Source organism: Fontibacillus forbon (genome assembly GCF_046559655.1).
Classification (GTDB): Bacteria; Bacillota; Bacilli; order Paenibacillales; family Paenibacillaceae; genus Fontibacillus.
The window spans coordinates 806,500-828,497 of sequence record NZ_JBKGFV010000002.1; the positions used below are offsets into that span (position 1 = coordinate 806,500).

Annotated in this window: 21 protein-coding genes and 1 pseudogene; 7 read left to right on the plus strand and 15 right to left on the minus strand. The window is 49.2% G+C overall.

Translation table 11 applies throughout. The annotated features are described in order from the left end of the window. Nucleotide 1: 1 nt before the first annotated feature. The 3 genes from yfkAB to ACLB09_RS10715 form a co-directional block, all read right to left on the minus strand. Complete coding sequence (gene yfkAB / locus ACLB09_RS10705; RefSeq protein ID WP_410769801.1) at nt 2–1,138, minus strand: radical SAM/CxCxxxxC motif protein YfkAB; 1,137 nt, start codon at nt 1,136–1,138, stop codon at nt 2–4. An 87-nt stretch (nt 1,139–1,225) separates the two neighbouring features. Continuing rightward, nucleotides 1,226–2,335 (minus strand): HD-GYP domain-containing protein, encoded by a 1,110-nt coding sequence (locus tag ACLB09_RS10710; RefSeq protein ID WP_410769802.1) that lies wholly within the window; start codon nt 2,333–2,335, stop codon nt 1,226–1,228. Nucleotides 2,336–2,439: 104 nt separating this feature from the next. Further along, on the minus strand, nt 2,440–3,876 hold the full coding sequence (locus ACLB09_RS10715) for a bifunctional metallophosphatase/5'-nucleotidase (RefSeq protein ID WP_410769803.1): 1,437 nt from the start codon (nt 3,874–3,876) through the stop codon (nt 2,440–2,442). Between the two features lie 151 nt (nt 3,877–4,027). Here ACLB09_RS10715 and ACLB09_RS10720 point away from each other — a divergent pair, with 151 nt between their 5' ends. The 3 genes from ACLB09_RS10720 (at nt 4,028) to ACLB09_RS10730 (ending at nt 6,295) form a co-directional block, all read left to right on the plus strand. Further along, nucleotides 4,028–4,762 carry a molybdenum cofactor biosynthesis protein gene (locus ACLB09_RS10720; protein WP_410769804.1) on the plus strand — a complete coding sequence of 245 codons (735 nt, stop codon included), beginning with the start codon at nt 4,028–4,030 and terminating at the stop codon, nt 4,760–4,762. Nucleotides 4,763–4,854: 92 nt separating this feature from the next. Continuing rightward, the gene (locus tag ACLB09_RS10725) at nt 4,855–5,901 is read left to right on the plus strand and encodes an HD-GYP domain-containing protein (RefSeq protein WP_410769805.1); all 1,047 of its coding nucleotides are present in this window, start codon (nt 4,855–4,857) and stop codon (nt 5,899–5,901) included. A gap of 190 nt (nt 5,902–6,091) precedes the next feature. After that, nucleotides 6,092–6,295 (plus strand): hypothetical protein, encoded by a 204-nt coding sequence (locus tag ACLB09_RS10730; RefSeq protein WP_410769806.1) that lies wholly within the window; start codon nt 6,092–6,094, stop codon nt 6,293–6,295. Nucleotides 6,296–6,383: 88 nt separating this feature from the next. On the opposite strand, the gene sufB is transcribed toward ACLB09_RS10730, so the two are convergent. The 6 genes from sufB to ACLB09_RS10760 all read right to left on the minus strand — a co-directional run bounded on the left by sufB (nt 6,384) and on the right by ACLB09_RS10760 (nt 12,294). Further along, nucleotides 6,384–7,781 (minus strand): Fe-S cluster assembly protein SufB, encoded by a 1,398-nt coding sequence (gene sufB, locus ACLB09_RS10735; RefSeq protein ID WP_410769807.1) that lies wholly within the window; start codon nt 7,779–7,781, stop codon nt 6,384–6,386. Nucleotides 7,782–7,802: 21 nt separating this feature from the next. Next, on the minus strand, nt 7,803–8,225 hold the full coding sequence (sufU, locus tag ACLB09_RS10740) for a Fe-S cluster assembly sulfur transfer protein SufU (protein WP_410769808.1): 423 nt from the start codon (nt 8,223–8,225) through the stop codon (nt 7,803–7,805). Next, nucleotides 8,225–9,439 carry a cysteine desulfurase gene (locus tag ACLB09_RS10745; RefSeq protein WP_410769809.1) on the minus strand — a complete coding sequence of 405 codons (1,215 nt, stop codon included), beginning with the start codon at nt 9,437–9,439 and terminating at the stop codon, nt 8,225–8,227. Before ACLB09_RS10745 ends, sufU begins: the two co-directional genes overlap by 1 nt. Further along, a complete protein-coding gene (gene sufD, locus ACLB09_RS10750) occupies nt 9,436–10,737 on the minus strand; it encodes a Fe-S cluster assembly protein SufD (RefSeq protein ID WP_410769810.1) in 1,302 nt (433 codons plus the stop codon). The genes ACLB09_RS10745 and sufD overlap by 4 nt, the downstream gene beginning before the upstream one ends. A gap of 19 nt (nt 10,738–10,756) precedes the next feature. Beyond that, entirely contained in the window at nt 10,757–11,539 is a 783-nt protein-coding gene (gene sufC, locus ACLB09_RS10755) for a Fe-S cluster assembly ATPase SufC (RefSeq protein ID WP_410769811.1), read from the minus strand. A 281-nt stretch (nt 11,540–11,820) separates the two neighbouring features. Beyond that, nucleotides 11,821–12,294 carry a Dps family protein gene (locus ACLB09_RS10760; protein ID WP_410769812.1) on the minus strand — a complete coding sequence of 158 codons (474 nt, stop codon included), beginning with the start codon at nt 12,292–12,294 and terminating at the stop codon, nt 11,821–11,823. Between the two features lie 309 nt (nt 12,295–12,603). Between ACLB09_RS10760 and ACLB09_RS10765 the strand changes: the two genes are divergently transcribed. Continuing rightward, entirely contained in the window at nt 12,604–13,170 is a 567-nt protein-coding gene (locus tag ACLB09_RS10765) for a hypothetical protein (protein WP_410769813.1), read from the plus strand. 78 nt (nt 13,171–13,248) lie between these two features. On the opposite strand, the gene ACLB09_RS10770 is transcribed toward ACLB09_RS10765, so the two are convergent. Beyond that, nucleotides 13,249–13,626 carry a DUF423 domain-containing protein gene (locus tag ACLB09_RS10770; protein ID WP_410769814.1) on the minus strand — a complete coding sequence of 126 codons (378 nt, stop codon included), beginning with the start codon at nt 13,624–13,626 and terminating at the stop codon, nt 13,249–13,251. A gap of 235 nt (nt 13,627–13,861) precedes the next feature. Between ACLB09_RS10770 and ACLB09_RS10775 the strand changes: the two genes are divergently transcribed. From ACLB09_RS10775 to ACLB09_RS10785, 3 genes are all read left to right on the plus strand, one after another. After that, nucleotides 13,862–14,275: a hypothetical protein gene (locus tag ACLB09_RS10775; RefSeq protein ID WP_410769815.1), complete on the plus strand. Its 414-nt coding sequence runs from the start codon at nt 13,862–13,864 to the stop codon at nt 14,273–14,275. Between the two features lie 218 nt (nt 14,276–14,493). Beyond that, nucleotides 14,494–15,351 carry a DegV family protein gene (locus ACLB09_RS10780; protein WP_410769816.1) on the plus strand — a complete coding sequence of 286 codons (858 nt, stop codon included), beginning with the start codon at nt 14,494–14,496 and terminating at the stop codon, nt 15,349–15,351. Nucleotides 15,352–15,389: 38 nt separating this feature from the next. Beyond that, complete coding sequence (locus ACLB09_RS10785) at nt 15,390–16,244, plus strand: DegV family protein (RefSeq protein ID WP_410769817.1); 855 nt, start codon at nt 15,390–15,392, stop codon at nt 16,242–16,244. Between the two features lie 218 nt (nt 16,245–16,462). Here ACLB09_RS10785 and ACLB09_RS10790 read toward each other — a convergent pair whose 3' ends face one another. The 5 genes and pseudogenes from ACLB09_RS10790 to narJ all read right to left on the minus strand — a co-directional run bounded on the left by ACLB09_RS10790 (nt 16,463) and on the right by narJ (nt 21,996). Further along, nucleotides 16,463–16,960, minus strand: a complete 498-nt coding sequence (locus ACLB09_RS10790; protein ID WP_410769818.1) for an AAA family ATPase — start codon at nt 16,958–16,960, stop codon at nt 16,463–16,465. Nucleotides 16,961–17,173: 213 nt separating this feature from the next. Next, nucleotides 17,174–17,392: pseudogene (locus ACLB09_RS10795) on the minus strand (NAD(P)H:quinone oxidoreductase, type IV); the annotation flags it as partial. A gap of 258 nt (nt 17,393–17,650) precedes the next feature. After that, nucleotides 17,651–20,461, minus strand: a complete 2,811-nt coding sequence (locus ACLB09_RS10800; RefSeq protein ID WP_410769819.1) for a PAS domain S-box protein — start codon at nt 20,459–20,461, stop codon at nt 17,651–17,653. A 163-nt stretch (nt 20,462–20,624) separates the two neighbouring features. Beyond that, a complete protein-coding gene (gene narI / locus ACLB09_RS10805; RefSeq protein ID WP_410769820.1) occupies nt 20,625–21,323 on the minus strand; it encodes a respiratory nitrate reductase subunit gamma in 699 nt (232 codons plus the stop codon). Between the two features lie 19 nt (nt 21,324–21,342). Next, the gene (narJ, locus tag ACLB09_RS10810; protein ID WP_410769821.1) at nt 21,343–21,996 is read right to left on the minus strand and encodes a nitrate reductase molybdenum cofactor assembly chaperone; all 654 of its coding nucleotides are present in this window, start codon (nt 21,994–21,996) and stop codon (nt 21,343–21,345) included. Nucleotides 21,997–21,998 lie beyond the last annotated feature (2 nt).

The window sequence follows — 21,998 nt, forward strand, 5'->3', positions numbered from 1 at the left end:
TCTATAGTGTGATCGCTTTCCGGGATTTGAAGTCGATGTCTTTGTAATACATATCGGCGACAAGCAAATTCGGCCCGCAGCAACCCGCCGCATCGCAATGGCAGTTTACTTTTTGATTGAGGGGATGATTATTCAGCCAACCGGCAAATATCTCGTCCAACCGCGCATCCCGTACATTCCCGAAAGCCGGGATTGCCGCAAAGTCGGTCACATATACATCCCCGGTAAACATATTAACATTTACCCGGTTTCTTCCGTCAGGATCGTTCCGCACCGTAACATTCGGCTCCTTGCGCAAGCGGCGGAGCAACTCGGCATCCTCCTTATTTCCGTTGCAGGCAAAGAAGGGCAGCGTGCCGAACAGCATCCAGAGATCCCGGTTCCGGGCATCCAGCAGCGAATGAATGGCACTCCGCATATCTTCCAAAGGAAGAACCGGCAGCCCTTCGGCAAAGTCGGCGGCATACATCGGATGAACTTCATGCCGCCGGCACCCCATGTCCTGAATCAGCCGGTGTATTTCCGGCAACTTGTCATGGGTACGATAATTGATCATCGACTCCGCCGAGATGAACATTCCGGCTTCGCTTAACTTTCGACAGTTTTCAATCATTTTATAATACATTCGGTAAGCGACGTCGGCATGAACAGGATGTCCGCTACGGGCGAATCCGACCTCATGAAAATCATGCTCACTGGTATAGTTGAATGAAATATGCATCACATCCAGAAAAGGAAGCAGCTTTTCATATCGTTCATAATCCAGCGTCAAATTGGAATTGATTTGCGAACGTACGCCTCTTGATTTCGCATACTTCAGCAATGGAACAATAACTTCGTCCACCGTTTGCCGACGAAAGGTCGGCTCCCCGCCCGTGATACTGATTGTGCGCAGATTTTCCACCCGGTCCAACGAATTCAGCATGACCTCCAACGGAATTTGCTCCGGCTCCCTCAGCATGAGACTGTCACCTACCGCACAGTGCTCACAGCGCATATTGCACAAATTGGTCACCGTCATTTCCACGCTGGTCAATACATGCCGTCCGAATTCGCGGAGCGAAACAATCGGGTCCCATGGATCGTAGCTCGGGCTGATGGCGGGATACCTATCCATATTAACATTCTCTAATTTCATCATTTACTCACCTTATTTCTTTTATTAACCTAAAAAAGAAGAAAATGCACCGGATCGGTGCAGAATCCTCATACGGAGTCATTACCGTCAAAGGACGGACTCCTCCGTTTTATTTTCCATCCCGTCCACTTTCGTAATAACTATGGACAATTGGAATCTTAAATCAATATCGAATGGGGATTTCAATTCCGCCCCCAGCGGATCACTCAGAACGCGTATTGTCGGACGATGCGGGATATCTTTATGTATCTTGACCACGACGCCCTTCTCGCCCGTATTAAGCGTAACCGTCATTCCTAACGGATAGATCGCTACATGATCCCTGAACACTTCCAGCTTGGATTTCTCGTACCATTCCCCGCAACCGGTATAAAGCACTTCCAGCGCTTGATGCGGCAACATGGCCGGACGGTACACCCGATGGGTAGTCATGGCGTCATAGGCGTCGGTAATGGCAATCCAACGTGCGAATTCGGAAATTTCATTCCCCTTTAGTCCACGTGGATAGCCGCCGCCGTTGATGCGTTCATGATGCTGAAAAGCGCAGTGCGCCGCTTTTAAAGGAATACCAGGCTCATCCTTGAGCATGTTGAACCCGATTTGCGTATGCTGCTTAATCTGATTGAATTCATCCTCGGATAATTTGGAGGGTTTGTTCAAGAGTTCAAGCGGTAGCTTGGTTTTCCCGATATCATGGAGCATCGCTCCAAGTCCGAGCAAGGTTAGATCCTCCTTGCTGTATCCATGAATTTGACCGAGCAGAATCGTGTAGATACACACATTAAGCGAATGCCGGTACAAATAATGATCCATGCTATTGATGTTCATCATCATAATCATGGCGTCTTCCCGTGAACTAAGATCGTCCATAATGGATTCCACCAAGTTGGTAAACGTCTTCCCCAGATAAGGATATACGATCCCCTTCACGGCCGGTCCCGTCATTTTACGGAAACTGGTCCGAATCTCCTGAAGCGCCCGGCGACGCGTCTCATCCTCGATCATATCGGGAATAACGACATCCTCGGTCCGCGAATCGGCTACATAGACGAAATCCAATCCATGCAAACGCAGCCGGCGAATAACCGCTTCGCTCAGCTCCGCATTTTCCGATAGCAGGATAATTCCGTCTTCATTATAAATCTTTTTTCCAAGCTTCATCCCGGGCTGTAAGGAACTCACTGGTATCAGGCGCAAAAAAACCACTTCCGTCTCTCATTGTTTGCTTAGCATATGATGTAATAGAACTAACCCTTATTATTATAGAATACAATGGAATTATCGGGAATACATCCTTCGTTTTACAATTCGTTTTCTTTCCATCTCGGAAGGAAACAGCTCTCCACGGCTCCCGCCGATTGAAGCTCCATCCTCAGCAGGTCGCGCAAAAAATCCGGCAGCATATACTGCCTTTCCGTACCGTTTTTTAACCGTTCATAGCCGATTCCAAACGTAAACATGTCCAGTGTACCTACTATATAATATTTATCGGGTAAGATCGGTACTCCTTGCACGCTGGCCTGTGTAATTTTGCGGAACGGTTCCCCGGAAGGGTCAACCAAAATATCCATGCCGTCCACGCAAATTCCTCCGAGAACCTTACCCCGAAAACCAAAACCATAGATGCTTTTATCTCTCATGTCCGGAAGCAACGATTGCTCCAGAGTATAAAGAATATCTTCCCCCCTAAGCTTTATCCGGCAGGGATTAATCGGAGAAGGACAGCGTTCATGCAGCATTCCCTCGCTAATTTCGCCCATAGGGAGCCCCATTAACAACTGACCGCTGTTGATGATCGACAGTTCGCTGCCGGTATATCTTTTGACCGCTTGGGCGAGCAGATTACCGAAGGGAGATTCTGATGCATAATCAATAGGGAGTTCCTTCTCCGTGACAGCTACGGTACGTTCCAAACGCCGCTTCGCACCTGCTTGATGGATTGCTATGGCCTTCAGCACGCTTTCGCTCTCTTCTCCATCCCCCACCGCTGTGCATTGGCCTTTCACGAGTACGGGCTTTCCGTCCGTTTTCCGGAATTCCAGACGGCCAAGATACATCCCGAATTTCCCTGCGGCGGTCACCGCCGTGTTTCCTATCATCAGCGGTTCTTCCAGCAGATGATGAGTATGACCGCCGATGATCAGGTCGATACCCGGAATACTTTCCGCCAGTGCCCGATCCATCGGCAGTCCCAAATGGGACATGACCACGATCAGATCCACCTGACTGCGCAGCTTTTCCACAGAATCGGCGATCATGACCATCGGATCAAGCGCCTCAAGTCCCAGCAAATCATAAAATTCGGGATAAGACGCCGTCGCTCCGATCAAACCGATCGTCATCCCGCCACGCCGGACAATCCAGTGCTCCTTCATCCATTTCGGAGGGGATCCCTTGCCCTTTTCGCGGATATTTCCGCAAATTACGGGGCAGGTCAACCCCGCATAGGCTTGTTCCAGTAATTCCGGCGTAAAAGTCAGACCTTCGTTGTTGCCTATCGTGATCGCGTCATAACCGGTAAGATTAAGCACATCGACATTGGCTTGTCCCATCGTCCCTTCCGTCTCGGGAGCCGCCCTGTCCATATGATCGCCGATGTCGAGCAGCAATACGGATGTATGGGGCCGGCCGCGAAGCTCGTCAACCATCGCCGCTATGCGTCCCATCGTGCCGAAATGGCTGTGCAAATCATTGGTGAATACGATCGTTAACGTTTCCTGGTCACTCTCCGGGAGCATGGCCCACCCTCCTTGTTGTCTAGAAACTACATTACACTGAGTTTGCACGAACTTTTCAGTTATAAAGAATATTATATACCTCAAATTTATATATTGTCTTCTTTATATGATATATTAAAATGGTTTCATATCCATTCCGAGGTGAATTAAAATGATAATTACAATATCGCTATTTGCAGGGCTCGCCGATCGAATCGGAACGTCATCCCTTGAATTTGCTTGCAACGAAAACGAACTGAACGCCGACCGGCTGAAAGAGCTTTTGTCACAGGCTTATCCGGCAGCCGCTTCCCTGATTTCCGTTTCTTTCGTCGCCGTTAATCAGGAGTACGCCGCAGGCAACTCCCCGATTTCAGAGAAAGATGAAGTCGCGCTCATTCCGCCCGTCTCCGGAGGCGAACCTGGCCCGGACCTCCAGCATCATGCCTCGGAGGACGGAATGTACGTCATTACGCATCAAGAGCTTTCTGTGAATGAGATTACCGCTAAAGTCATTACCGCAAACCACGGTGCAACCCTTACGTTCACCGGGACTACTCGCGAAATGACCGGAGAGCAGCGAACGATTCACCTGGAGTACGAAGCCTACGTTCCGATGGCACTAGCGAAACTGCAACAAATCGGCGACGAGATCAGTGAAAAATGGCCCGGTACTCTCTGCGCGATCAGCCACCGGATCGGCCTTGTGAGTATTGCCGAGGCCAGCGTCGTCATCGCCGTATCGTCTCCGCATCGGGCCGGCTGCTATGAAGCAAGCCGCTACTCGATCGAAAGATTGAAGCAAATCGTGCCCATCTGGAAGAAAGAATCCTGGGAAGACGGGACCGAATGGAAAGGACACGGACTGGGACCTTGGGACCCGTCGGCCCCGGGCAAACTTTCCTAGACATGCAAATTTCAAGTCCCATAAACATGCATTGTCAATCCATTTATTCCCTGTTATGATGAAAGAAAACTCATAACGAGGTGTCATCTTCCTTGAAAATACACATTATGGATCTCAGTCCCGGAGACCGACTCGAATCCGATGTTTTCAATCATTTTGGGGTACTGGTTCTTCAAAAGGAAAAAGAACTGACAAGCGATGCAATCGTCAAACTCATGCAGCACGGCATCGATTACGTGGATGTCGTCCCCCATACACCTGATGTTCAAATCCCTGTGGCGCCGCCGATTTCAGAGCATGTACAAAAAGTAAAGCCCTACTTCGACAATGCGGTGGACGGATTTGAATCGATTTTCTTGGAAGCGCTAACCAGCGGTACCTTTGACGAAAGACAAGTGGATGAACTGCTAGAGCCTATGGTGAATCAATTAGTGGCCCAGAAAGACGTAGTTTCCCTGCTGCTTTTGTTAAACGATAGCGATAATTATACATATAATCATTCTATGCAGGTTGGAATGCTCTCTTATTATATCGCCTCCTGGCTCGGCTATCCAACGGAGGAAGCTTACGCTGCGGGAAAAGCCGGCTATCTGATCGACATCGGCAAATGCATGGTTCCCCAGGATATTTTACATAAACCAGGCAAGCTTACGCCGGAAGAATTCGAAGAAGTCAAGCGCCACACGACATACGGACATGATATCGTTTTGAAATCTACAGGAGACAATCTGTCCGCACTGGTAGCCCTTCAGCATCACGAACGTGAGGACGGGAGCGGTTATCCTCATGGCCTTACTGAGAAAGACATCCACCCGTTCGCCAAAATTGCGGCCGTCGCCGACGTATATACCGCGATGACCTCCAACCGGGTCTATCAGTCGAAGCAGGAGCTGTTGTCCGTTTTGCGGGAATTGAACAGCCTTAGCTTCGGGAAACTGAGCCCGGAACCTACCCAAGCACTCATTAACCATCTACTTCCTAATTTTATCGGCAAAAGAGTACTGCTTAGCTCCGGAGAAGTCGGCTCCATCGTAATGACGAACCAATCCGATTTCTTCAGACCGCTTGTTCAGACGGATTCCCGGTTCGTCGATCTGTCCAAAGAGCGCGATACTGCGATTTCGGAAGTTTATCTATAATTACGGGCTCGCTGACTACAAAACAAACTCTCTTATTTTCAATAAAATAGGAGAGTTTTTCTTTTACCGTCTAATTCATAAGGTGTTTCCGGTTTGTTTGCCAAGCTACCGGCAGCTTTCCAAATCCAGGTTTACTTTCGCACCCGATCTTCCGATATAAAAAGAAGTGATACTTAGAGAGGTGGCTGAAATGAACAGCATGCATGAATTGAAAATGGCCGTTACATTGGAACACCAAGTTGTTCTGACCCTGGAAAACGGGAGTTCGGTAGTAGGGCTGCCCAAATGGGGTTCAAGACCGGAGAAGGTGCAAATCCGTACCATTGAGGGCGCCGTATGGGTGATGCTGGAAGAGATTAAGCATGTAACGCGGATCATTCCGTTTCAATATTAAAGCAAAAAAACGTGTCCGATCGGCTTATGCACAAAAGCACAAAGCCAACCGGACACGTTTTTGCTATTATGGGGTCCACATCCGGGTATTAACCGATGGAGCCTTCCATTTCGAATTTGATCAAACGGTTCATTTCCACCGCGTATTCCATCGGCAATTCCTTGGTGAACGGCTCGATGAAGCCCATGACGATCATTTGCGTCGCTTCGGCTTCGGAGAGACCGCGGCTCATCAGGTAGAAGAGCTGCTCCTCGGACACTTTCGAGACGGTAGCTTCATGCTCCAGAACGATGTTGTCGTTCATAATCTCGTTATATGGAATCGTATCGGACGTCGATTCATTGTCGAGAATCAGCGTATCGCATTTGATGTTGGATTTGGCGCCTTCCGCCTGGCGTCCGAAGGAAGCCAGACCGCGGTACGTTACTTTGCCGCCGTGCTTACTGATCGATTTGGAGACGATCGTCGACGTGGTGTCAGGCGCAAGATGGATCATTTTGGCCCCTGCGTCTTGATGCTGCCCTTTGCCCGCTACCGCGATCGACAGCACGCTGCCTTTCGCTCCACGGCCTTTCAGTACGACTGCCGGATATTTCATCGTCAGTTTGGAGCCGATGTTGCCGTCGACCCATTCCATCGTGGCGTTCTCTTCAGCAACCGCCCGTTTGGTAACGAGGTTGTAGATGTTCGGCGCCCAGTTCTGGATCGTCGTGTAACGAACGCGCGCGTTCTTTTTGCAGATGATTTCAACGACGGCGCTATGCAGGGAATTGGTGCTGTAGATCGGAGCCGTACAGCCTTCCACATAATGCACGAAGCTGTCCTCGTCGGCGATGATCAGCGTCCGTTCGAACTGCCCCATATTTTCCGAGTTGATCCGGAAATAGGCTTGCAGCGGAACTTCGCATTTAACGCCTTTCGGAACGTAGATGAAGCTGCCGCCGGACCATACGGCGCTGTTCAGTGCCGCAAACTTGTTGTCCGCCGGAGGGATCACCGTACCGAAATATTCACGGAAAATTTCCGGATGCTCTTTGAGCGCTGTATCCGTATCCGTGAAAATTACGCCTTGGTCTTCCAAGTCCTTTTGCATACTGTGATATACGACCTCGGATTCGTACTGCGCGGATACCCCCGCCAGGAACTTCTGTTCAGCTTCAGGGATACCGAGCTTATCAAAGGTTTCCTTGATTTCGGAAGGAACCTCTTCCCAAGTCTTCCCTTGCTTCTCGGAAGGGCGAACATAATATTGAATATCGTTAAAATCAAGTTCATCCAAATCTCCGCCCCAACGCGGGAGCGGCATTTTCTCAAACTGTTCAAGCGATTTAAGCCGGAAGTTCAGCATCCATTCCGGTTCATCCTTGATACGGGAAATTTCTGTGACGATTTCGCGGGTCAAGCCTTTGCCCGTTTGGAAAACCGCCTTGTGCTCGTCGCGGAAGCCATATTTATACTCTTCCATTTCAGGCGCTTTTTTTGCCATGGCTGCATTACCTCCTTAAAATTATGATTCCTCGTTGATGCCCTTCTTTAGCGCGTTCCACGCCAGCGTGGCGCATTTGATCCGGGCAGGAAATTTATTCACACCCGACAGGGCCTCAATATCTTCGTAATCCTCGAAGTCCGCATCCTCGCCCTTCATAAGGCAAGAGAATCGGTTCGCCAGATCCATGGCTTCCTCATAAGTCCGGCCTTTGACAGCCTCCGTCATCATCGATGCGGATGACATGCTGATCGAGCAGCCTTCCCCGGTAAACCGGGCATCCTTCACGATGCCGTCTTCGACTTTGAGCTGCAATGAAATGCGGTCTCCGCAGGTCGGATTGTTCAAGTCGACCGTAAGGCCACCGTCTTCAAACTTTCCGCGGTTGCGCGGGTTTTTATAATGATCCATAATGACGCGGCGGTATAAATCGTCCAATTGCATTAGGCAAAATACTCCTTTGTTTGGATTAGAGCTTCCGCCAATCGGTCGATGTCCTGTTCCGTATTGTACAGGTACAGGCTGGCTCTTGCCGTTGCGCTCGCCTGAAGCCAGCGCATCAGCGGTTGGCAGCAGTGATGGCCCGCCCGGATGGCGATGCCTTGCGCATCGAGTACGGTAGCCACATCATGAGGGTGAACATCCAGCAGATTAAAGGTAACCAGGCCGACCTCACGTTCGCGGGGACCGTACACGGTAATTCCTTCAATCTCCGACAGACGATTCATCGCATAAGCCGCGAGTTTCGTTTCATGCCGGTGAATTTCATCCAGCCCGATTTCTTCCAGGAAGTCGATCGCTGCCGCGAGACCGACGGCTCCGGCGATAATCGGCGTTCCGCCCTCGAATTTCCACGGAAGCTCCTTCCATGTCGATTCATACAGGCCGACATCGTCGATCATCTCGCCCCCGAACTCGACGGGTTCCATCGATTCCAACAGATGCTTCTTACCATATAGTACCCCAATCCCGGTCGGAGCGCACATTTTATGACCGGATAGCGCATAGAAATCACAATCCAGATCCTGCACGTTGACCTTCATGTGCGGCGTGCTTTGCGCCCCGTCAACAACCATGACAGCCCCATGCCGGTGGGCGATTTCAGCAATTTCCTTCACCGGATTCACTACGCCGAGAACGTTGGAGACATAAGCGGTGGAGACGATTTTCGTCTTGTCCGTCACCGTCTTCTCCACATCCTCCAGCGCGATGTTTCCGTCTTGCTGGAGCGGAATGAATTTAAGCACAGCCCCGGTCGCTTTGGCTAGTTGCTGCCAGGGAATCAGGTTGCTGTGATGCTCCATCTGGGTAATTACAATTTCGTCCCCTTCCGCCAAAACGGAAGGACCGTAAGATGAGGCCACCAGGTTCAACGCGGTCGTCGTTCCCCGGGTAAAAATGATCTCCTCGGTTCTCGATGCCCCGATAAACCGCGCGACTTTCTCGCGGGCGCCTTCATAGGCATCCGTCGCCCGGCTGCCCAGGGTATGGACACCGCGGTGTACGTTAGCGTTATCCCATTCGTAATAACGCTGCAACGCTTCAAGCACGGCGCGCGGCTTCTGGGAAGTCGCTGCGCTGTCGAGATAAACGAGCGGGTGCCCGTTGATCTCCTGATTTAATATAGGAAACTGCTCTTTGATCAGTTCCGCGTTCATTGGCCCAACTTCCTTTCCACCAGTCCCTGCAATTGCTGTTGCAGCTGCTCCAGTGGAATATCGGAAACGACCGGAGCGAGGAAACCGTAGATGATCAAACGCTCAGCCTGTTCGCGGGAAATACCGCGCGACATCAAATAATAAATTTGTTCTTGGTTGACCTGGCCGACGGAAGCGGCATGGCCGGCCTTCACATCGTCCTCGTCGATCAACAGAATCGGATTCGCATCTCCGCGGGCTTTCGGGCTGAGCATCAGCACTTTTTCGGTTTGCTCTCCGTTCGCCTTCGTCGCGCCCTTCTCGATTTTGGTAATGCCGTTAATGATGGCCGTTGCTTGCTCGCGCATTACGGCACGCGTAATCATTTGGCTTTCCGAGCTTTTGCCGAAATGAACCGCCTTGGTTGTATAGTTCAGTTTCTGCGAACCGGAACCAACCGCGATTACCTTCGCGTCGGATACCGATCCGTTACCTTTCAGGATGGACAACGTCTCGCTGACGGCATCCCCGGCGTTCATTTCGCCAACGATCCATTCGATGCTGCCGTCATTTTCCACAACAGAGCGGCGGTTGATCAAATCGGTCGTTTGCTCATTCAAATGATGAACCGAAGCGAATTGCACCTTGGCTCCCGCTTTGACGAAAACTTCAGCAGCGCCGTTATGCACGATTTTTCCTTCATATTGTCCTGAAATGTAATTGTCGACGTATGTCACGCGGCTATTAGCCTCAGCTACGATCAATACATGCGGAGCAAAAGATGCCGAAGCGTCATCAATCAGGAAAATACTTTGCAACGGAACATCCACTTCCACGTTTTTCGGTACGTACAAGAAAACGCCGCCGTTCCAAAGTGCCGCATGCAATGCCGTCAACCGGTTTTCTTCCGGTTTAACGACAGTATGCAGATACGTTTTCACCAAATCGCCATGCTCGCGGACCGCAGTCTCCAAGTCGGTAAAAATAACGCCTTTGGCCGCAAGGTCGGCGGACAGCCGGGCAAATACCGCTGAGCTGTTATGCTGCACGATCAGGTTGCTGTCTTCTTTCAGATCGACATAGGAAGCAACGCCTTCAGGCAGTTGCTGGGTCAGCCCCGGACGGTCTTGGCGGAGCGTTCCGAAGTTGCTCAAATCCCAACGGTCGATTCTCGTCTTTTCCAGCTTTGGCAAATCCAGTTCCGCGGCCAGCCGAATGCCGTTCAGACGGCTCTCGGTCAACCAGGCCGGTTCCCCGTTGCTCGCGGAGATGTTCTGGAGTGTATCGGGTTCTACCGGAAGAACGGTTTGTGTAGTCATTTTGTTTTCCTCCTTCCGTTTAGGCTTCTTGACCTACAGTTTCATCCACAATCCCGAGCTCTTCCTTAATCCAGTCATAGCCGTCGCGTTCCAGGCGTTCCGCCAGTTCCGGTCCGCCGGATTTCACGATGCGACCTTGCATCATGACATGGACGTAATCAGGTGTAATATAGTTCAGCAAACGCTGATAGTGGGTAATGATCAGGAAACCGCGCTCTTCGCTGCGCATGGCATTGACGCCGTTCGCCACGATCCGCAACGCGTCGATATCGAGACCCGAGTCGATTTCGTCAAGAATGACGATTTTCGGATCCAGAAGCAGCATTTGCAAGATTTCGTTCCGTTTCTTCTCCCCGCCGGAGAATCCTTCATTCAAATAACGGTGGGCAAATTCCGGATTCATTTCAAGCTCTTTCATTTTGCCTTCCATTTGGCGGATAAATTTGATCAGGGATACCTCATTGCCTTCACCGCGGCGCGCATTGATCGCACTGCGCAGGAAGTCCGAGTTCGTCACGCCGGCGATTTCGCTCGGATACTGCATAGCCAGGAACAAGCCGGCACGGGCGCGCTCATCTACGGCCATCTCCAACACGTCTTCACCATCCAGGCTTACGTTACCGTCAGTAACTTCATACTTGGGATGACCCATCAGTGCGGAAGCCAGCGTACTTTTCCCGGTTCCGTTCGGTCCCATAATGGCGTGGATTTCTCCACCCTTTATTTCAATGTCGATCCCTTTCAGAATCTCCTTGCCCTCAATTGTCGCTTTAAGTCCCTCAACAACGAAATGTGTAGCCATTTTTACTGCTCCCTCCATTGGTCGTTAAAATTTATCCTTTATTTTGTTGCCATTATACCATAATAATTATCACATTAGAATTATTCTAAGTGATTCTCATTGATTCTCATTTCATTCTAACTCACTTCTTAAGCTTAATCAACGTGTCGAAGCGGAGAATGGTCTCTTTCCATAAGCTTTGTCACAGACAATTAGCATTTGCGGAGTTTGTCGAAAACGGGAACGGGCCTGACCATGTCTGGTCAAGCCCGTTTAAAGCCCACTGTTTCTGTCCCGATATTTTATCCCAGGTAAGAACGCAGCATCCACATATGTTTTTCGAGTTCTCCCTTAAAGCCGGTCAACAAATCGCTGGTCGCCTCATCGCCTTCTTTATCGGCAAGCTCGATGCCTTCCTGGAAGGATTCGCTCAAGGTAGCAAAGTCTTCGATCAGATTCTGCACCATCGTTCGTTGGTCTTCCTTGCCGGTTGCCTCCTGGATCGTCGCGATTTCCAAATATTCCTTCAATGTTGCCGCAGGGCTACCCTTAATCGTAAGGAGTCGTTCCGCTACCGCATCCATTTTTTCGGAAACCTCATTATATAGTTCCTCGAATTTGACATGAAGGGTAAAAAAGTTTTCTCCCTTCACATACCAGTGATAATTGTGAATTTTTACATACAAAACATTAAGATTGGCAACCTGCTCATTGAGTACTTGCTCCAAACTGGATTTTTTCGTTTTGCCTGAAGTCTTAGAGTCCGCTTTCGCCATTGTAAACCCTCGCTTTCGATAAAGGTATAATACAACAATATTCTAAGTTTACCCGAGTCAAGTTGAGCCGAAACAAGCTGCTTGTCCTTATTATTATACCCGAATTCCAAAAAAAATGAAAAAGAGATTCTGCATCCCCTGATTTAATGTCAAACCAAACAAACCCTTAATTTTCCATTTAAATTTCATGAAAACAAAGAGGTTTAGGACTATGATTGTCTCCCTCACGGTGCTATGATGGTTAATGCAACGATGCGCAACCTAACAAAATAAGCAACATTAATTAATGAACGTGTTTTTGGGGGCTATATGGACAATCAGATTGAAAACAACAAGAAAGAGGATTTAGGTTATTTATTTAATGTAGAGATTCTCGTGAGGAACGACTCCAATGCCAAGGCGCTGCAATCTCTGCTGGCATTACTGAATTCCGGAGAAAATATTATCGATTACAGAGTAAACTCGGGGATCGAGTTGGGAGAAATTATCGAATCCTTGCTGACCGCCAAGAAACAGTCCATTATCTCCAAATCCTATAAAAGACTGACTGCAACCGAGCAATCGAAAAAGACTCCGGACGCCCAGCCGGCCAAAGCCAAAGCACCCGCACAAGAACCCGCGCCAAAAACACAGCAGGGAAAGGGAACTTTCGAAGAAATTGCCAAAAGCGGAGAATTTGAAAAGTGGATTAAAACTTATATCGCCGATAACCGGCTGGTCCGTCTGCTGATCAACCGCAACGGCGAGCGGACGAGCATTCCTTGCCGGGTCTTGAATTTTCTGCCTGAAACCTATACGCTCAGCGTGTATCATGTGGATGAGAAGCAAGTTTATACTTTCAATCTCAGCGAGATAATCGATTTTATCGATAAATAAGAACAGGATCGTTTTTAAAATCAAACGGCTGGACACGTCTCTTGCAGACGATCCAGCCGTATTTATGTAACGCCCCCGTTATTTGTCCTTTCTAAGCATAGCCAATGCAAACATCAACCACCCTGCGATAAATGACACGCCACCTAGCGGAGTGATAGGCCCGAACCATTTCCAACCGGTGACGGCGAGCAGATACAAACTTCCCGAAAAAAGGATAATCCCCAGCAAGAACAACCTGTTTACCCATAGAAGCCGTTTCCGATCACCGCCCAGTCCGGAAGCAAAAGCCGCCAATAGCATGCCTATCCCGTGAATCATATGATAATGAACTCCGGTTTCAAACGTCCCGACCGCCTTCTCGCCGATCTGCGGCTCCAGCACGTGAGCCCCGAAGGCTCCAAGCGCAACGGCAGTCAGCATCACAAACGCGCCTGTTCCGGCATATTTTCGGTGCATATGTTTTCCGCCTTTCAAATTGAATTTTTGGGATGACTTACAATCATGAAAGCAAGCACAACTTCTATTATCATAACCCAGCAAGGGTTCTCTTTCCAAATGACAGTGACCATTATATTGAAGTCGAAAAACAAAAGATTTTATCATATCTTCGAATCTCGTTATTGATTTTTTTTGAAATATGTGAAGAATTAAACAAAGAATATCAATTCCTTAAAAAGGAGACTTATCAAGTATGGACCAATATGAGCAAAATAATTTAAACGGGGCTCCCGTGCCGCCTTATCCGCAATACAGCACCGCAGCACCCGTACGGAAGCATTCCGGACCGGGCATCGCTTCATTCATCGTTATTCTGGTGGCCATTGTTGTCTACATTTTCTCCCTTACCTTGGTCACGGCCGCCATCATCGATATCGCGGACCAGCCTATCGATGCCATTACCGAAGACATGATGACACATTCCGGAGCCATTATCGGGATTCTGATGATGATGCTTGCCGGCGTGCTGCATTTGGTCGCCCTTATTTTATCGATAATCGGCTTGGTTCTGAAAAATCGCAAAAAGCTTTTCGCCATTCTGGGCCTTTCATTTTCAGCCGCTATCTTTATTCTGCTGATGATTTTGTTTGCTCTCGGCTCGGTATAATTATTTCCGGTAAGCTATGTAACGGTTCAAGTCAATCAATAACTTTTTTCCCGATCCCTTGCACCTGTGGTTTGCAGCCCGGTCCGAGGGATCTTTTCTTTTCGTAGCCAGACAGTGATCAAAAGATGATTTTTTATTCGGGCGCCTTAAAACGATGTTAAACCGACAAGGTTTTTGTTAAACTATAGATTGGACTAACTGAATTTAAGGAGAAACTTATGTCAAAGGTCAAAATTTTCGCGGACAGCACTTCGGATCTGCCAGCGGCTTGGATTAATGAATATCAAATCGGAATCATTCCCCTTTATGTCGTTTTTGATGACAAAACTTACAGAGACGGGCTGGATATCGTTCCGCTCGATATTTACCGTAAGGTGGACGCAGGCGGAAATTTGCCGAAAACAACGGCTCCTTCACCTAAAGATTTTATGGATCAATTTGCTCCTCATATTGAACGGGGCGAAGACATCGTGTATATCAGCCTGTCCTCGAAGCTCTCTTCGACCTACCAGAACGCACTGATCGCGGCGGCTGAATTTCCCGAAGGCCGAATCCATGTCGTCGACTCTCTTAACCTGTGCAGCGGAATCGGATTGCTTGTAATGAAAGCCGTAAGAGCCTCGCAACAAGGCGTGAAGGCCGAGCAAATCGTATCTTTGCTGGAAAGCTGCCGGCCGCGTGTCGAAACGGAGTTTGTGATCGATACGCTGGAATATTTATATAAGGGCGGACGATGCTCCGGCATGCAAAATTTCATAGGCAGCCTTTTGCAAATCCGGCCTGTCCTGAAAGTTGTGGACGGTAATATCATTCCCGCTTATAAGGTGCGCGGCAAGAAAGAAAAGGCGGTTCAACAAATGCTGGACAATGCGCTTTCGAATATATCGGAAATGGATAACGACTTAATTATCGTTGCCCATACGCTTGCCGAAGAGGAGGCGCGTCGTCTCGCCGCAATTCTCCGGGAACAGACCGGCGCACGCGAGGTGGCGATCGCCGAAGCGGGATGCGTTATTTCCAGCCATTGCGGTCCTCACACCGTTGCAATTATGTATACCAAGAAGATTCCAGATTAAGGCATCCGATTATCCGTATTTAAAGGAGGATCTCAATCATGGGCGCAATTAAAATTTTTGCGGACAGCACTTGTGACCTGCCGCCTGCATGGATTCAAAAATATGATATCGGCATCGTCCCGCTGTACGTTACGTTTGGAGAAACTAATTACCGCGATGGCGTTGACCTGAATACTCCCCAGCTCTATGAAAAAGTGGATGAATCAGGGCGGCTCCCGAAAACCGCAGCCCCGTCCCCGGCTGACTTTATGAAAGCTTTCTCCTCTTTCATCCAAGCGGGACGGCAAATTCTTTACATAAGCCTGTCTTCGGAGTTGTCTTCGACCTATCAAAATGCGCTCATAGCCGCAACGGAGTTTCCCGAAGGACAGGTGACGGTATTTGATTCGCTGAACCTGTCTACCGGAATAGGTCTCCAAGTCATGAAGGCGGTGCGGGCGGCAGCGGATGGAAAGAGCGTCCCGGAAATCGTAGCCTTGCTGGATGCTGTTCGCCCCCGGGTCGAGACGGAGTTCGTGATCGACTCGCTGGATTATTTGTACAAAGGCGGCCGATGCTCCGGCATGCAGAATCTTGTGGGAAGCTTGCTTCGTATCCGCCCGGTTATCAAGGTAATCGACGGCAAAATGACGCCGGCCTACAAAATCCGCGGCAGCCGGGAAAAAGCGCTGGACCAGCTTCTGGATAATGCGCTTAGCCGCATACCGGAAATGGATAACGACCTCATTTTCATCACCCATTCCCTGGCCGATGAGGATGCCGTCCACCTGCAAAAAGCGCTCCAGTCCAAGACAGGGGCGAGAGAAGTCGCTGTCTCTAACGCCGGCTGCGTCATTTCCAGCCACTGCGGCGCGAAGACGATCGGCATTCTTTACACCAAATCTTTGGACTGATATAATCCACAGGTTCAAGAAATATACTAAAACTATAAACCTCGCCCTGTGGGGCGAGGTTCTTTTATTGGTTTCTATTCTGAACCATTGGGAGCAGCGGTGAACGTATGAACTGCGAGGATCGGCAATCCCGGAACTCTAACGGACACAGGAGACGTTAAATGCTGGATTTTCCATGAAAGTAGGGCCAGCAGACCGAATTTATTATCCGCACTGGACTATGTGTTTGGCTTCTGCTTCAATAATATCCATTCCTTGATTTGATTAGCAACCTGTGCAGGTTGTTTATTCGTAGTGTCTATTATAGGTAAGCTTGCGGAAATGTAATTTTTATACAGTTGTTTTGCGTAAATATTCGTACCCTGTATCCCTTCTTCCGTCCATCCGCCGCGCTTCTGCAAACGTTCGGTTCTGCTGGCGCTATTGCAATGTAAGAGTAAATAGTGGATTGGATGAAAGAAATGAAAATGATCGCATATATTTACATTGTACGGATAAGGAACTGCTCCAAACAAAATAGTGGTATTCCCGCTTAATGCGTTTGCATATGCAATCCTGAGCCAGTGTTGGCAAGCCGTCTGGAAATTTTTATCGACAATGATACTGTCCATATCATATATATTGAAGCCAGAGCCCATCATTTTACGTACTTCCTTGGAAACTGTCGATTTTCCAGCGCCGCTAGTTCCTGCAACAATATAAAGAGGAATTGTCATATATTCATCTACCTTTCTATCAGTAAGAAGTTATAGAATAATAATATGCAATTCGAGTGGAGCAGGTACTTGATAAAAGTGGTTTTTTTCAAAATGGACATCCTGATCGCAATTTGGTAAACAGTTTGACCATGGATATTTGAAAATCTTTGAAAACAATAGCATGACGGTTTGCAACCAGAAACAGTGACAGTTCAGTTCGCTTGGCTTGGCCTAGTGTAAGACACCGTCATGCAAGTATTTCTGGATTTGGCCATTTTCGCCTACCGTGGCGCTTGTCCCATAAGGATTCCCGCCCGAAGCGAACTTAACCGGGTCCGTATAACCCGGAGCCGCGATAATCGCCCCCCATTAGCACATCGTCGGATAAAGCGACAGGAGGGGCGCCTCTTGGCCGCCATGCAGGCTGCTCGCGCTCGACATCGCGCTGATTCGCAATACGTTTACCCAAAGGTTAGCTATCGGTAGCCGAGTAGACGATTAGAGTAAAAAAAGCCTTTTATTGATTCTGAGCGGCTTTTTTTGGACTTTTTTGACCATAATATTTGCTATAATTCCATTTGCTCACTGCCCAGCCCCCTCCCCGCCATACACTAAACCCGCAGAAAAAAAAGACCTCGCCACGGGCGAGGTCTTTTGGCTGTTTGATGATTTAATGCGCTAGAAATAGGTCCTCCGGTTCAGCAAGCATTACTTGTTCAGCAACTCCGATCCCCAGGCATTCAGCAACTCCTCAATATCCTCCGGATTCAGCGGCTTGGTGATGATGCTTTCCATACCGCTCGCAAGACATCTTTCACGATTTTCGGGGCCGCCGCAGGCGCTTACGCCGATAATTATCGGCAATCTGTCCACCGGAAGCAGCCGGCGGAGAAGGCGCGTGGTTTTTATCCCGTCCATCACCGGCATCTCGATATCCATAAAAATGAGATCATACCTTTTTCCCATCAGCGCCTCGATTACGTCCATGCCATTATGAGCGATATCCGGCTCATATCCCAGATGCTCAAGTATCTGGACAAACGCCTGGCTATTAACGGGATGATCCTCCGCGATCAGTATCGATAAGGTCCCGGGTTTCCAGGCACCGTTCTGAAGAACCGTTTGTTCCTCAGCAGTACTGACCTCAATCATCAGTTCTGCCGCGTTTTCCGTCACAGCCTCCGGCACACTTTCCTTCGGCGCCTCTTTCTTTGAAAGCTCGTTGACCAAAGTGAAGCGGAACGCGGAGCCGACGCCTTCCACACTTTCCACCGTGATATGGCCTCCCAGAATTTCCACGATTTTTTTGCATATCGCCAGGCCAAGGCCTGTTCCTCCATACTTCCGGTTAATAATCGGATGGACCTGGGAGAAAGATTGAAAAAGGCGATTCAGCTTGTTGGTCGGAATGCCAATCCCGGTATCGGTAATCACGAATTCAATGAGATCCTGCGAATCATATGCGGGAGCCCGCCGGACCTCAATGGTGATTTCACCTTCTTCGGTAAATTTCAAAGCATTGCCGATCAGGTTGACCAGGATTTGCCTCAGCCGGGAAGGATCGCTGTAGAAATATTCCGGAACTTCGGGCGATATGGTATAGCTTAGCTCCAGTCCTTTTTTGGCCGCCTCCGGAAGAAATAAATCGACAGCTCCCATAACGCAGCTCTCCAAATGAAACGTTTCGTATTCCAACGCCATTTTTCCGGCTTCAATCTTACTAAAATCCAGGACATCGTTCAAAATGGAAAGTAACGCCCTGCTGCTGCTCGACAGCACCTCGGCATAGTACCGCTGGTCCTCGTTCAGATTCGTATCCTGAAGCAAATCGATCATACTGATTACGCCATTCATCGGCGTGCGAATTTCATGGCTCATCATCGCAAGGAATTCCGATTTGGCCTGGGTGGCGCGTTCCGCCGATTCCTTGGCCCGCATGATTTCACGTTCCCCGGTAATGTCGTTGAAGACGACGACCGCCCCGATGAGCTGCCCCCGCTCAATCATGGGGTTTACGCGGTATTCCACGAGAAAGCTTGAACCGTCCCTTCTCCAGAATACATCCTCGTTCACGATCCGGGGGACGCCGTCCCTCATCGTCCGGATGATCGGACATTCCTCCAGCGGGTAAGAAGCTCCATCAATTTTGGTATGATGAATAAGTTGATGATTGGAATGTCCGATAAAATCCTGAATTTCATACCCCAGCATTTCCGCCGCAGCGGAATTGATGAAAACAGTCTTTCCGTTCTCGTCCAACCCGTAAATCCCTTCGGAAACGGAGCCTAAAATAAGTGAATGAAGATAGCTTAGTTTCTCGATTTGCTCGACATATCTCTTTCTTTCGGTGATATCGCTGGCTATGCCGTAGACGCCGACCACCTGCTTGTCCACAATGATCGGCACATTCGTCACGGCGATTTCCAAATGGCTCCCATCCTTGCCGATTACCGTTGTCTCATAGTTTTGGGGGATTCCATTTTTAGCTTGTTCAAAATGATGGATCGTATGGAGCAGATCTTCGCGATCAATGATTTGCTGGAAGCTCATGCCGAGCAGTTCTTTTCGGGAATATCCCAGCAGCGTCTCCAGATTGGAATTCAAAGAGGTGTACTTACCGCTCAAATCCATGGAATACACGCTGGACGGGCTGTATTGGAACAAGGAACGGTATCGCTGCTGGCTTTCCTGAAGGCGCCGTTCACTCTCTTTGCGCTCTGTCACGTCGCGGGAGATCGTGATAATTTCACCGATTTCGCCGGAATACGCCAGATACCTGTACCTTCCCGTACTCTCGAACCAGATATATCTCCCGTCCTTGTGCCGGACCCGGTACGTCAGCGAAAAAACGCTTCTGGAATTCATCCGCATTTTCATGTCTTCTTTGACCATCTGCACGTCTTCCGGATGTATATAGTCAAATGCGCTGCTTCCGATCATTTCCTCGGGTTCGTATCCGAGCAGCGTAAGCGAAGAAGGCGAGACATAAAGATACGTATTGTCCTCGTCTGCGGCATGCCTGGAAATCAAATCCATGGAATACTCGGAAATCAGGCGGTACTGTCCTTCGCTTTCCCGGAGCGCTTCCTCGATCCGGGTTCTTTCCTTAATTCCGCGAGCCTGGTTTATTTTTTCAGCCGTAATGTCCTTCGTAATTGAAAATACGCCGACTACCCCGGTTTCATGAACTATTGGAATGTAGGTTGCGTAGGCATCCCGAAGTTCTCCATCCCGGCGTTTGAAAGTAATCTCAAAATTGCCGGTTTTTCCGCGCAGCGCTTTTTTAAAATAGGCGTCCCGTTTCTGCTGTCCTTTTTCGCAAAACAGCTGATCGAGATTTAATTGTACAAAATGAGAGGCCGGATATCCGGTCAGCTTTTCGGTCGCCGGATTCACTTCCACGTATCTGCCGTTAACATCAATGATGCAAATCGCATCAGGGAGATTCTCGTACAGTAACTTGTATGTGCTATCCTCGGAAATGAGCTGTTTCAGAAGTCCGCTTTTATCGTGTTCCACGGCCAAGGCTCCTTTTTATCAAAGGTAGTAATGGACAAGTTATGATCTATATCACCATACATTTTACCGATTCTCTGAAACTATGAATAGGGTCCATATGCCTAGAAGCTCCTGTACAAAAAAAAGCGCCCTGGCGGTTCCGGGGCGCTTCAGCATTAAAAGATCAGGTTCTTTCCCGTTTCTTGTAGTTCATCCGCGACCGGTATTGCTGTGGTGATCTTGCGGGATAACGTGCCGGAAGAGAGAACATGTGCACAAGATGGGTAAACGGAATGGACGCAAACAGCAGAAAAGCAAGCACAATATGGAGCTGAAACAGGAACGGGACGCCTTCCATCAAATGATACTGCGGATTCAACGTGAACAGGCTGCGGAACCAGGGACCGATCGTAGTCCGGTATTCATAGGCAACCACCGTAGTATTATAGACAAGCGTCATATAGGTTCCCATCGCCGCTACGATCAGCACCAGAATAACGGCGAAATAATCCCCGAATCCCGCATGGACGCGCACCCGCCGGTTCGTCAATTTCCGGATCAGGAGAAGTACCAGGCCGCCTACGACCATCAACCCGGCAAGGCCTCCCCCGGCGATCGCGAACACGTGATACGTCTCATCCGAAACGCCCAAAGAATGATAAACGCTTCTCGGAATCAACACGCCCATGATGTGGCCGATGAACGCGAATATAATCCCGTAGTGGAACACGGTCGAACCGACCTTAAGCCATTTTTTCTCGAAAATTTCCGTGGAAGGCGCAGTCCAGCTAACTTGACGAAAAGCGAAACGGTACAACAAGCCCACGATCATTACCGCCAACGTGATATACGGAAACACGACCCACCAGAAAATACCGGTCATCGATGTACCTCCATTTCTTTCAATTACACATTTTGTAAACCGGCAAACCGGTATCGCTTCGGGCCGTTCCATCCATCCCGTACAGGATCGGATATGGTAGTTCGTCCAGATCGGCGGTTTCCCGCTTACTTTCCAGCTTACGGATTTCTTCTTCCGTCGGCTCTTCGAACACCTCGGTCATAAGGATATGGAACAAGCCTCTATAGGGGCTGTCCTCGGGCAAATTGTCGCGAATCCGCTTGCTGGCTGCAGCAAGCCGAAGCTCCAACGCACGCACATGGACATGATCGGGCCGGAACGCCAGCAATTCGTACAGCATAGGCATGTAATCGCTCAGTTCCCCGTCAGCCAAGCTGAACCCGGCATCCCGGATCACATGCTGAAGCAAAATTAGCGCCGCTCCCCGCTCCCTGCTGTCTCCCAGCTCATGGGCGGTCAGATACAGCCCTGTTTTCTCCTTCCAGTCGAAGGTCCATACATAAGTCTCCTTTAGTTCCTTTAATGGAATGGAGCAAACCGGGAGGATCGATTGTTTAAAATGTTCCGACAAAACGGGATCTTCAACGCCGGCTTGTACGGTTATCAGCAGATCGGTTTGCATATCGTGAAACCCCTCATCAGGATACCCCAACATTCTCGCACACGCGGCTAAAAGAACATGCTTTGCTTCCATCC

Bases quoted from the DNA above. Each gene is read 5' to 3' on its own strand.
- yfkAB (WP_410769801.1), bottom strand. From the start codon at position 1,138: ATGAAATTAGAGAATGTTAATATGGATAGGTATCCCGCCATCAGCCCG.
- ACLB09_RS10715 (WP_410769803.1), bottom strand. From the start codon at position 3,876: ATGCTCCCGGAGAGTGACCAGGAAACGTTAACGATCGTATTCACCAAT.
- ACLB09_RS10720 (WP_410769804.1), top strand. From the start codon at position 4,028: ATGATAATTACAATATCGCTATTTGCAGGGCTCGCCGATCGAATCGGA.
- ACLB09_RS10730 (WP_410769806.1), top strand. From the start codon at position 6,092: ATGAACAGCATGCATGAATTGAAAATGGCCGTTACATTGGAACACCAA.
- sufB (WP_410769807.1), bottom strand. From the start codon at position 7,781: ATGGCAAAAAAAGCGCCTGAAATGGAAGAGTATAAATATGGCTTCCGC.
- sufU (WP_410769808.1), bottom strand. From the start codon at position 8,225: ATGCAATTGGACGATTTATACCGCCGCGTCATTATGGATCATTATAAA.
- ACLB09_RS10745 (WP_410769809.1), bottom strand. From the start codon at position 9,439: ATGAACGCGGAACTGATCAAAGAGCAGTTTCCTATATTAAATCAGGAG.
- sufD (WP_410769810.1), bottom strand. From the start codon at position 10,737: ATGACTACACAAACCGTTCTTCCGGTAGAACCCGATACACTCCAGAAC.
- sufC (WP_410769811.1), bottom strand. From the start codon at position 11,539: ATGGCTACACATTTCGTTGTTGAGGGACTTAAAGCGACAATTGAGGGC.
- ACLB09_RS10760 (WP_410769812.1), bottom strand. From the start codon at position 12,294: ATGGCGAAAGCGGACTCTAAGACTTCAGGCAAAACGAAAAAATCCAGT.
- ACLB09_RS10765 (WP_410769813.1), top strand. From the start codon at position 12,604: ATGGACAATCAGATTGAAAACAACAAGAAAGAGGATTTAGGTTATTTA.
- ACLB09_RS10770 (WP_410769814.1), bottom strand. From the start codon at position 13,626: ATGCACCGAAAATATGCCGGAACAGGCGCGTTTGTGATGCTGACTGCC.
- ACLB09_RS10775 (WP_410769815.1), top strand. From the start codon at position 13,862: ATGGACCAATATGAGCAAAATAATTTAAACGGGGCTCCCGTGCCGCCT.
- ACLB09_RS10780 (WP_410769816.1), top strand. From the start codon at position 14,494: ATGTCAAAGGTCAAAATTTTCGCGGACAGCACTTCGGATCTGCCAGCG.
- ACLB09_RS10785 (WP_410769817.1), top strand. From the start codon at position 15,390: ATGGGCGCAATTAAAATTTTTGCGGACAGCACTTGTGACCTGCCGCCT.
- ACLB09_RS10790 (WP_410769818.1), bottom strand. From the start codon at position 16,960: ATGACAATTCCTCTTTATATTGTTGCAGGAACTAGCGGCGCTGGAAAA.
- narI (WP_410769820.1), bottom strand. From the start codon at position 21,323: ATGACCGGTATTTTCTGGTGGGTCGTGTTTCCGTATATCACGTTGGCG.
- narJ (WP_410769821.1), bottom strand. From the start codon at position 21,996: ATGGAAGCAAAGCATGTTCTTTTAGCCGCGTGTGCGAGAATGTTGGGG.